Here is a 9,901-nt window from a genome sequence, read left to right on the forward strand (position 1 = left end):
CTACCCCACCTGCCTCCGCGGCGCGCCTGCCCCCACCTCGCGGGCCGCCGCGGTGACGTCGAAGACGGACCGGTAGCGCCCGGGCTCGACGAGCAGACTCCGGGCGAGCTGGACGCAGCGGGCTTCACAGGTGGCGCGGCGGTCCACGTCCTGGATGCGCTCCAGGTCCAGCGTGTGCGCCAGGCCGAAGATGCGCCGCAGCAGCTCCGCCCCGGCGTACGCCACGCCCTGCTCCCAGAGCCGCTGGAGGAAGGCCCGCCGCTCCGCCTGGAGCGCCGCCCGCCCGGTCGGGGTGGTGAACAGCGCGGATGGGTCCCCGGCACCGTGGCCCTGCTCCTCCCACAGTTGGAGGAAGGTGTCGTGGAAGGAGGACCACCAGGCCTCCACCGTCTCCAGCACCCAGGACGCGTAGGCGTCCCTCGGCGCTTCGGCGGTGGAGTGCCCGTCCTGGCTGAAGAAGTTGAGCAACAGGTGGGCGAGCAGCGAGCCCACGTCGAAGGCCATGGGCCCGTAGAAGGCGAACTCCTGGTCGATGATCCGCGTGTCCTCCTGCGTGACCATGATGGAGCCGGTGTGCAGGTCGCCGTGGAGGAGCGCCTCGGTCGTGTCCAGGTAGTGGCGCTTCAGCCGGGAGGCCGCGAGCTTCAGCGGCACGTCCTCGCGGACCTCCGCCGCCAGCCCGTCCAGCGCGGGGGACGTCCAGCGGTTGCGCGGGTGCACCTGGTACGGCTCGGTGAACACCATGTCCTCCATGATGCGGCACATCGCCGTGTTCGCGCAGAAGGCCGCCACGCCGGCCTTCTTCGCCTCCGCCGGCAGCGCCAGGCTGGAGGTGAAGAACAGCGACCGCGCCAGGAAGTCCGCCAGATGCCCGGCGAGGCGTGGGTAGCGAAGGCCCGCGGTCATCCCCTCGCGGAGGATGAGGTGCGGCGTCAGACACTCCACGACGAGGAGGAAGAGGCGCGCGTCGTAATGGAGGACCTCCGGTACGCGCCGTCCGGTGTGCCGCCCGTGTTCGAGCAGGGCGAGGTGTTCGAAGTGGATCCGCTCCAGCGTCAGCGGCCAGGATTCGCCCACCAGCCGCACATAAGGCAGGGATTGCTTCACGCACACGTCGCCGTCCGGCCCGTGGACGCGGAACACCTGGTTCACGTTTCCGTCGCTGACCTCCTGGACCCGCCAGTGTTCGGGACGGCCTCCCAGCCTCGCGGCGAGGTGCGCGATGCCCGCGAGATAGCCGGGCAGGCGCTGGGCCTGGAGCGGTTCGTAGCCTTCGGGGACGCTCAACGCCATGGTGTTCCTCCTGCTGCTGAAAGGGGTTCTGCCTTCGTCCCGCGAGGCCCCAGGCGGGTGCCCTCGCGGCGCAACCAGGACGGCCAGGCCAGCCCCAGGTGGTCCTGCAGCGTGCACTCCGCCATGCCCAGCGAGCCATGGACCGAGCCCGGGTCATGCGACCAGCAATCGCTGACGATGAAGACGTCCTCGTCAGCGAGGGGCTGGCGGATGGCGGGGATGACCTCGCGCGAGACGACGTGCTCGCGCCACACGTGCCAGCCCGCGCCGTGCGGCGGCTCGGACCAGTCCTGGCAGCGGGCGGCGAGGGGCGGCGGCGCGTCCTCGATGCCGTGGAGCTCCAGCAGCTGTGCGTGGGCGCGCTCCACCATGCGCCGGCTGGCGGGCGCTTCGGCGGGGAGCGTGAAGGGGCCGGAGCTTCCGGGCGCGTCGGGGAAGGGCTCGCCGGAGCGCAGGCTGCTCCAGTACTCCGCGTCCGTCCCAGTGGCGTAGGCGGCCAGGAGCAGCCCGGGACCTGACGCGCCCGCCGTCGTTCCGCGCCAGTACCAGAGCTGGCGCAGCGGAAGGTCGGTGGTGCTGCGCCCCTTCGAGGCCCCCGTGCGCTCCCACCAGGGAAAGGCATACGCGAGGAACAGCTTCACCGCCGCCACGCCACGCACCGCCTCCAGGTTGCGCCGCAACGCGCGGTCCTGGAGGAGGAAGGTGTCCGGCTCCAACCGCATCAGGGCCTGCTGGGGCAGGGCCAGCAGCACACTCCGGGCCCGCACGCGGCGAACTCCCCCCGGGCCCTCCGCGTGGGGGCCGTCGCTGCAATCGAAGACCAGCTCATACGCCCTGCCGCCCTCCGGTCCGACGGTCCGGTCGATGCGCCGGAGGCGGTGGAAGAATCGGCTCTTCCCTCCGGCCGCGAGGTAGCGCTCGTGAAGCGCGCGAGGCAGCGCGTCGAAGCCTCCGGAGAGGCATTGGTAGCGGCCGGACGGGGGCGCATGGAAGAGGACCTCCAGCCAGTCCGCTGCGTTGCCGTTGGCGGCGAGGCCGTCGTACCCGCCCGTATCCTGCAGAAGTCGAATCGCCTCCTGTCCCAGCACCAGCGTCAGCACGGTCCACCACGACAGCTCGTGCAGGCGCGCGCCGTCGAGCCGGGCCTCGTCCTTGCGTCGCGCGTACTCCGCTTCCATCGCTCCGGCTTCGTCCCAACGCTGCCCTTCGAAGGCCTCGTGGTAGCGCGCGCGCAGGGCCGTGAAGCCGGGCAGCGCGGCCTCCACCACCCGCGCCTCCAGCTCCGCGGGGCCCAGGCCCTGCTCGGAGGGACGCAGCCGGTAGGGCACCGCGCCCGGGTCCCGCGCGAGCGCTTCCGCCGTCAGCTCCCGCTGCCGGAAGGGGCGGCCGCGCACGTAGGTGAGGTTCTCCGGCTGCCCGAAGTGGAAGTCCTCCACCTGCGAGTCCAATCCCAGGTGACGGATGAGGTCGGCCACCAGATGGAGCTGCGCGTGGAAGCGCATCCCGCCCAGCTCCGCGCGGACACCCGGCAGGCCCGGCAGTTCCACGGACCAGAGCCTGCCTCCGATGCGTCCGGAGGCTTCGTACAGGCCTGTCTTCAAGCCCTCCCGGCCTCCGTGCGCGAGGCGATAGCCGAGATAGCAGCCGCCCACGCCCCCACCGACGATGGCGACGTCCACCTCTTCGTGGGGGCCGGTGGCGTCCAGGCTCAGACCTCCCCCACCGCGCGGAGGATGCGCTCCGGGGAGATCAAATCCATACAGTCCCGCTGGACACAGCGCGCGTCGAAGTCCTGCTTGTAGCACATGAGACACGGCACCTCGGGCTCCAGGACCGTGCCGCGCCCGTACATGAAGAACTCATGTTTGTTGAAGGTGTTGTTCAACAGGACGATGCGCTTGTGCAGCCCCACGGCCGCGTGGAAGGCGAAGGTCACCGAGGTAACCACCACGTCCGCGAGGCTCAGCAGCCCGATGAACCCGGCGAAGGGCTGCACGCCGAAGTAGTGCACGTCCGCCGCCCGGGAGATCTCCTCGTTGCGCGCGTGCTCCTCCGGCCCGCCCACGAGCACGACCTCGCGGCCGGAGGCCTTCAGGCTCCGGGCGAGCACGGTCCAACGCGCCGGGGAGTAGAGCCGGGGCTTCCACTGGCTCCCGGCGCCCGTGTTGAGCATCACCACCTGCTTGCCCGGGGCGAGCGGCACCGAGGGGACCTCGAAGTCCGGCAGCAGGTACTCCTCGCCCTGGAAGGTGTAGCCGCAGAGCTCGAACAGCTCTTCGACATAGTGCTTGCGATTGGCCTTCATCAGGTCGTCGAACACGCCGGTCCGCCACTTGCGCCGGCTGTCCTCGTCGAACGGGAGGATGACGCCGTCCTTCTGGGTGAAGCCCTTCTTCACCCGGGCGTCCACGCGGTTCGCCAGCGCGCAGGCCTCCACGTCCTTGTCCAGGGACAGCAGGAGGTCGAACTTCACGTCCAGCACCGTCAACATGCCGGCGAGGTCGAAGCGGAGGACCTTGAAGACCTCCCGTCTGGGAATCAGCTCCGGGTGGTTCGTGAGCCAGAAGATCCGCGCGCCCGGGTGCTGGCGTTGGATGGCCCGCAGGAGCGGGGTGTTGCGCACCACCTCGCCCGCGGCCTGGAGCTTGATGATGAGCACGTTGCCGCCAGCGGGCCGGTGGTCCGTGCAGCCCTCGCAGTGGGTGCCGCGCTCCTTGTGCGGCCCGCAGGGTTTGTAGCCATTGAAGTGCAGACAGTCGGTCCGGATGTCCATGGGTGCCTTTGCCGGGCGCTACGCGGCGGACCGCGACAGCGCCTGGACCTCCGGATCCAGGTCCGTGAGCGTGTCGCGCAGGATGGCCACCAGGTGCTCCAGCTCCGCGGAGGTGACGTTGTACGGCGGCATCACGAGGATGGAGTCGCCGGTGCCGTCTGGCAGGTAGCCGATGGAGAAGTAGAAGTTCCCACCCCGGGCCATGGCCCGCTGCAACACCCGCTCCGCCAGCTTCGCCGAGCGGGGAAACGCGCGCCGGGTGGCCTTGTCCGCGACCAGCTCGAAGCCACAGAACAGGCCCAGCCCGCGCACGTCGTCGACCCAGGAGAACGCGGTCAGCTCCCGCAGTCGCTCGCGCAGCACCTCCCCCTGACGTCGCACGTGGGCGAGCAGCCCCTGGCGCTCCACCTCCTCCAGCACCCGCAGGCCAATGGCCGCGGACAGCGCATGGTTGGTGAAGGTGAAGCCATGGGTGAAGTTGCCGCCGTCCCGGTGGACGCCTTCCACGAGGGTGCGGCTGGCGTAGACGGCGGACAGCGGAACCAGCCCGGCCGCCATCCCCTTGCCCTGGATGATGATGTCCGGCTTGACGTCGAAGAGGGAGGAGGCGAACCACGCCCCACAGCGACCAAAGCCACACATCACCTCGTCGCAGATGAGCGCGATGTCATGGCGGTCACAGATTTCGCGCACCCGCTGGAGGTAGCCGGGCGGCGGCACCCCGATGCCCATGGACGCGCCAATGACGGGCTCGACGATGAAGGCCAGACAGTCCTCCGGCCCCTCTTCGACAATCTTCCGCTCCAGCGCCTCCGCGCAGGCCTCGCCGGACTCCGGCCGCCGGTAGCCATCCGGCGCGGGGACGAAGCACTGCTCGTGCAGCAGTCCCTGGAACAGCAGCCGGTCCCTCGGCTTGCCCGTCACCGCCAGCGCGAGGCCCGTGGCGCCGTGGTAGCCGGGCTGCGTGGCGATCACCTTGCGCTTGCGCCGGGTGCCCGTCTTCCCGACGTAGTACTGGTAGGCCAGCTTGATGGCGGTCTCCACCGCGTCCGAGCCGCTCCCCATCAGCAGCACATGGGAGATGTTGTCCGGCGCCAGCGCCACCAGTCGCTCGCCGTAGGCCTCCAGCTCCGGCGTGGTGAACTGCGTGCCGTGCAGGTAGCTGACGTGTCGCATCGACTCGGCGGCCTGCGTGGCCAGCGCCTCCAGGCCATGGCCCAGGATGGCCACCCCCGCGCCTCCCACGGCGTCGAGGTAGGCATGGCCCTCGTCGTCATGGAGATAGGCCCCGTGGCCCCGGACGATTCGCGGATAGCGGTGCTCGAACCTGCGATGGAACAGCATGGTGACCCCCTCAAGGCTCAAGGACGTAGTCGAGCGCCCGCTGTGCGCAGGCCTCGGGCGTGTGGCGGAACCAGGTGTCGAGCACCCGGTGGGGCGACGGTGGCGGCACGAAGCGCGCCTTGACGTCGAAGTACTCGGCCGGCGTCGTGCACCCGCCGCGGTAGCCGGCCGCGGCGCGGCGACCCAGCAGCTCGCGCACGGCCTCGGGTGAGTCGTCCGCGGGCCGCAGCCACAGCACCTTGAAGCGGACCTCCGGGTGCGGCGCCAGCACGGCCTCCAGGAACTTCCAGCTCGCGGGCCGGGAGTAGGTGGAGACGACGACGAGCGAGCGCTTCGGTTCGGCGACCTCCAGGTGGACGCGCACCGCCTGGTGGAGCAGCTCGTAGGCCATCGCCATCCGGTTGAGGTTGCGCTGTCGTCCCGCGTCGCTCGTCCACCAGTCCGCTTCCGGTGGACCGATGCCCGCGTGGGCCAGCACGTCGATGTCCACGACGTGCGCGCCAAGCTCGCGGCCGAGCAGCGCCGCCGTCTCGCTCTTGCCGGACAGCGGCCAGCCGCAGAGCACGGTGACGTGCGTGTCTTTGGCCCGCACGCTCACGTGCCCCTCCGCGACAGCCCCGCGCCGCGCAGGTGGCCGAGCAGCTCCGCGTGGAGGTGCCCGTTGGAGAAGACGAGCTCCGTGCAGTGCGCGAGCGAGTGCGGCGAGCCGTCGAAGCACGTCACCTGCCCTCCGGCCTCCTCCACCAGCCCGATGGACGGCAGGTGGTCCCAGGGCTTGTTGCCGATGGCGACGATGGCATCCACGCTCACCGGGAGGTGGGCGCCGCGCACCAGCCGGGTGCCGGCCCAGCAGAAGGCGCCGAAGTTGCGGATCCGCGTGACGGCCGCCACCAGCGGTGGGTGGTAGAGGGCGCCCACCGTGGGCGTCGTTCCGTCGAACGCGATGGAGGCCTTCGCCAGCTCCCGCACCGGCGAGACGCGCAGCCGCAGCTCCGTCTCCCCGCGCAGCACCACGTACGCCCCGGCGCCGCGCCGGCTCACGTGGAGGCCCGAGCCGCCGAGCCGCTCCTCCGAGGGCAGGAAGATGACCGCCTCCTCCACGCGGCCACCCACGATGCTGGCGAACTGGAGGCCGAAGAGGGGCGCGCCGAGCAGCAGGCTGTTCGTCCCATCCACCAGGTCCACCGCCAGGCAGTCCCCGGCGGGCGGCCACCGGGACAGCCCCTCCTCGTTGAGGGGGAGGCCCGGGTAGCGGCGCGAGAGGAAGTCGGACGTGCGCTCGCGCAGCTCGTCGATGACGCCGTACACCAGGTCTCCGTCCGCCTTCGCGCCCGGCGCCCCGAGCGACCCCTCCAGCAGCCGCGACCAGAGCGGCGCCAGCTCCCCGGCGAGGAAGCGCCAGAGCGAGCGCGTCTCCACGCCGCTGTCCCGGGTGTCACTTCCCATGGCCCACGCCCCATCCCGCGGCGGCCACCGGCGGGGCCATCAGCCCGCTCTCCACCAGCATGCACAGCAGGTGCGCGATGGTGATGTGGCACTCCTGGACGTGCTGCACGTTGGTGCTGGGCACGCGGACACAGACGTCCCCGAGCGCCAGCAGCCTGCCGCCGCCGCTGCCCGTGAGGGCCACCGTCCGCAGGCCCTGGAGCCGCGCGCAGCGGAAGGCGCGGACCACGTTCTCCGACTCGCCGCTGGTGCTGATGCCGATGAGCACGTCCCCGGGGCGGCCCAGCGCCTGCACCTGCCGCTCGAAGATGTGGCTGAAGCCGAAGTCGTTGGCGTGCGCGGTGATGAGGGACGTGTCCGTCGTCAGCGCGATGGCCGCGAGGCCCGGCCGTTCGAAGTCGTGGCTCAGCGCGCTGACGAACTCCGCCGCGAGGTGCTGGCAGTCCGCGGCGCTGCCCCCGTTGCCGCAGAGCAGCACCTTGCCTCCGGACCGCAGCGCCTGGGACAGCAGGCCCGCCGCCTGTTGGATCTCCCGCTCGCAGTCCACCAGCAGCCGCTGCTTGACGTCGATGCTGCCCAGCACGTGCTGCCTCACGAGGCGGGTCCCCGCTTCGGTGCGGCCCTCGCCTGCTTCCAGCGTCAGCTCCAGTTCCATCTTCCCCCTCCGGTGGATGCCATGCGCCGCTGGACGAACTCCGCGGCGTGCAACAGGTCGTCAACGGCCCGCGTGGGCTGGGGCAGCCGCGCGACGTCCACGCGGGCGCCGTGGCCCGTGCGGACCAGCAGGCTTGTCGCGCCCAGGCGCTCGCCCCAGGCGACGTCACCGGGCGTGTCCCCCACCACGAAGCTGCGCGACAGGTCGATGCCCAGCTCCGCCGCCGCCTGGAGCCCCAGCCCCGGGCTCGGCTTGCGGCACGCACAGCCAGCCTCGGGCAGGTGGGGACAGACGTAGATGCCATCCAGGTGCAGGCCCTCTTGCGCGAGCAGCGCGCGCACCCGCGCATGCACCTCGTCGACGCGCTTCAGGTCGAAGTAGCCCCGCGCGACACCGGACTGGTTGGTGACCAGGACCAGCCCCAACCCCAGCTCCCGGAACCTGCGCAGGCCGCTGACGGTTCGGGGGAGCAGCCGGACCTGCTCCACGTCGCGCAGGTAGCCCCGCTCCTCGATGAGCGTGCCGTCCCGGTCGAGCAGGACGAAGGGCCGCCCGGTGGAAGGACTCAGCACCATGCGCGCACCTCGTCCCAGGGAAGGGGCGCGAGCGCCGGACGGGGCCAGCCTTCCGTGCAGGGCATGGGGCAGCGGCCGGGCCGCGTCCCCGCGCCTGCGAGCTGCGCCTCCACCTGCTCCGCGACGCGTGGCGCGAAGGCGAGCTTGGTGGGCCACACCTGCGTCACCGCGCCGGTCCGCGCCAGCACCGGGCCGTCCGGGCGCTTCCCCGACGCATGTCGCCCCTCCGCCCGGTCCACCGCGAGCACCGCGCCAGCACAGGCCGACAGGTCCACGCCGGGCAGCACCCGCGACAGCTCGTCCCGGGCCCGGCGCACCTGCGCCTCCGGCTCGCGGTCCACGCCGGACTCCGCCACTTCGCCGCCCACGTACCAGACCGGCGTGCCCTGGGCGTCGTGGTGGCTGGTGACGGTGACGCGCGGCGAGGCCGCGGTCCCCAGCCAGTGCGCATAGAGCGCCGGCAGCGCGCCGCGCAGCATCACCATGCACAGGGGCCGCCGCTGCATCGGCGCGGCCCCCGAAGGCAGGAGCCGCCCCAGGGCCTCGTTGCCCGCCCCCGCGCACAGCACCACCCGTTCGCTGAGGATCCGCAGCCGCCGCCCATCGCGAGCGCGCACCTCCAGCCCGGTGACGTCGCCGGCGTCGTGGATCAGCCGCGTCCCTTCCGGATCCACCTCCAGCAGCGCCTCCGCATGCGCGCGACCCAGCTCCGCGATGACGGACCGCACGTCCACCACGGGCTCGTCCAGTTGATACACGCCCCCCCGCGCGGAAGCGCCGAGGGCCGCGGCGAACGACTCCGGGATCTGCCCGGCACCGACGGGAGACACCCGGCCCTGGAGCAGCCGGCTGGCGAAGAACCCGGTCAGCCGCGAGCCGGAGACCAGGTACTGGTGTGACGACAGCAGCCGGGCCCCGCGCAGGTCCGGCGCCGTCTCTCCCCGGAGACAGGCGCGCCAGCGGGCCGGCATGTGGGCCAGCGCGCGGCTTGCTTCCGACAGCGTGCCGGTGAGCGCGTACTTGATGCCCCCGTGGATGATGCCTTGCGAGGCGAGCGTCTGCCCCGCCCCGAGCGCCCGGCCCTCGCACAGCACGGCGGAGTAGCCCCGCCCGCGCAGGTGCGCCAGCAGCCACAGCCCCGTGATGCCACCGCCCAGGATGGCCACGTCCGCGCGGAGGTCTTCGATGAGGGCGCTCGGGGCCATGGCTCACCCCGGCCCCGCGGCTTCGGGGCCGCGCTTCGGTGCGCCGTTGCGCTCCTGGATGCGCGCCACCAGCCCCGTCGTCGAGCAGCCCTCCACGTAGTCGAGCACGAGCACGCGGCCCCCCGCCTCACGGACACAGCGCTGGCCGGGGATCTGCTCCGGGCGGTAGTCGCCGCCCTTCACGAGGACGTCGGGGACGACGCTGCACACCAGCCGCTCCGGGGTGTCCTCGCTGAAGGGCACCACCCAGTCCACGGCCGCGAGCCCCGCGAGCACGCGCATGCGCTGCGCCAGGGGGTTGAGGGGCCGGGCCGGGCCCTTCAACCGTCGCACGGAGTCATCGTCGTTGACCGCGATGATGAGCCGGTCCGCCAGCCCCGCCATCTGCTCCAGGTAGGCCACGTGCCCGGCGTGCAGGATGTCGAAGCAGCCGAGCGTCAGGGCCACGGTCTCCCCTCGCGCGCGGGCATCGCGCACGAGCTCCAGCAGGTGCGCCTCCGTGACGACGCCGCGCCCCGGCCCGCGCGGCCCCGCCACCGCCCGCCGCAGCTCCGGAAGGGTGGCCGCGCAGGTGCCGGGCCGGCCCACGACCTGGCTCTTATACTCATCT

Annotated in this window: 10 protein-coding genes; all 10 read right to left on the reverse strand. The window is 72.1% G+C overall.

Annotation, left to right across the window (positions count from 1 at the left end; translation table 11 throughout):
* Positions 1-1,293, reverse strand: coding sequence for an S-methyl-5-thioribose kinase (gene mtnK, locus D7V97_RS33660; RefSeq protein WP_120614715.1), 1,293 nt, complete (start codon positions 1,291-1,293; stop codon positions 1-3).
* Positions 1,284-2,972, reverse strand: coding sequence for an FAD-dependent oxidoreductase (locus D7V97_RS33665; RefSeq protein WP_158623512.1), 1,689 nt, complete (start codon positions 2,970-2,972; stop codon positions 1,284-1,286). Before D7V97_RS33665 ends, mtnK begins: the two co-directional genes overlap by 10 nt.
* A 29-nt stretch (positions 2,973-3,001) precedes the next feature.
* Positions 3,002-4,066: a glycosyltransferase family 9 protein gene (locus tag D7V97_RS33670; protein WP_120614717.1), complete on the reverse strand. Its 1,065-nt coding sequence runs from the start codon at positions 4,064-4,066 to the stop codon at positions 3,002-3,004.
* Between the two features lie 18 nt (positions 4,067-4,084).
* Positions 4,085-5,410: an aspartate aminotransferase family protein gene (locus tag D7V97_RS33675; protein ID WP_120614718.1), complete on the reverse strand. Its 1,326-nt coding sequence runs from the start codon at positions 5,408-5,410 to the stop codon at positions 4,085-4,087.
* 10 nt (positions 5,411-5,420) lie between these two features.
* Entirely contained in the window at positions 5,421-6,008 is a 588-nt protein-coding gene (locus D7V97_RS33680; RefSeq protein WP_120614719.1) for a hypothetical protein, read from the reverse strand.
* Entirely contained in the window at positions 6,005-6,856 is an 852-nt protein-coding gene (locus D7V97_RS33685; RefSeq protein ID WP_120614720.1) for an inositol monophosphatase family protein, read from the reverse strand. Before D7V97_RS33685 ends, D7V97_RS33680 begins: the two co-directional genes overlap by 4 nt.
* Positions 6,846-7,511 carry an SIS domain-containing protein gene (locus tag D7V97_RS33690; protein WP_199729025.1) on the reverse strand — a complete coding sequence of 222 codons (666 nt, stop codon included), beginning with the start codon at positions 7,509-7,511 and terminating at the stop codon, positions 6,846-6,848. Before D7V97_RS33690 ends, D7V97_RS33685 begins: the two co-directional genes overlap by 11 nt.
* Entirely contained in the window at positions 7,496-8,086 is a 591-nt protein-coding gene (locus D7V97_RS33695) for an HAD-IIIA family hydrolase (protein WP_120614721.1), read from the reverse strand. The genes D7V97_RS33690 and D7V97_RS33695 overlap by 16 nt, the downstream gene beginning before the upstream one ends.
* Complete coding sequence (locus D7V97_RS33700) at positions 8,077-9,291, reverse strand: FAD-dependent oxidoreductase (protein ID WP_120614722.1); 1,215 nt, start codon at positions 9,289-9,291, stop codon at positions 8,077-8,079. The genes D7V97_RS33695 and D7V97_RS33700 overlap by 10 nt, the downstream gene beginning before the upstream one ends.
* Before the next feature lie 3 nt (positions 9,292-9,294).
* A partial coding sequence (gene rfaE2 / locus D7V97_RS33705) for a D-glycero-beta-D-manno-heptose 1-phosphate adenylyltransferase (protein ID WP_120614724.1) occupies positions 9,295-9,901 on the reverse strand: 607 nt, incomplete at its 5' end.

Origin of the sequence: Corallococcus sp. CA053C (assembly GCF_003611675.1) — a bacterium.
Taxonomy (GTDB): domain Bacteria; phylum Myxococcota; class Myxococcia; order Myxococcales; family Myxococcaceae; genus Corallococcus.

Coding starts and splice junctions, on each gene's coding strand:
- D7V97_RS33700 (WP_120614722.1), bottom strand. CDS start 9,291: ATGGCCCCGAGCGCCCTCATCGAAGACCTCCGCGCGGACGTGGCCATC.
- D7V97_RS33685 (WP_120614720.1), bottom strand. CDS start 6,856: ATGGGAAGTGACACCCGGGACAGCGGCGTGGAGACGCGCTCGCTCTGG.
- D7V97_RS33670 (WP_120614717.1), bottom strand. CDS start 4,066: ATGGACATCCGGACCGACTGTCTGCACTTCAATGGCTACAAACCCTGC.
- D7V97_RS33695 (WP_120614721.1), bottom strand. CDS start 8,086: ATGGTGCTGAGTCCTTCCACCGGGCGGCCCTTCGTCCTGCTCGACCGG.
- mtnK (WP_120614715.1), bottom strand. CDS start 1,293: ATGGCGTTGAGCGTCCCCGAAGGCTACGAACCGCTCCAGGCCCAGCGC.
- D7V97_RS33675 (WP_120614718.1), bottom strand. CDS start 5,410: ATGCTGTTCCATCGCAGGTTCGAGCACCGCTATCCGCGAATCGTCCGG.
- D7V97_RS33690 (WP_199729025.1), bottom strand. CDS start 7,511: ATGGAACTGGAGCTGACGCTGGAAGCAGGCGAGGGCCGCACCGAAGCG.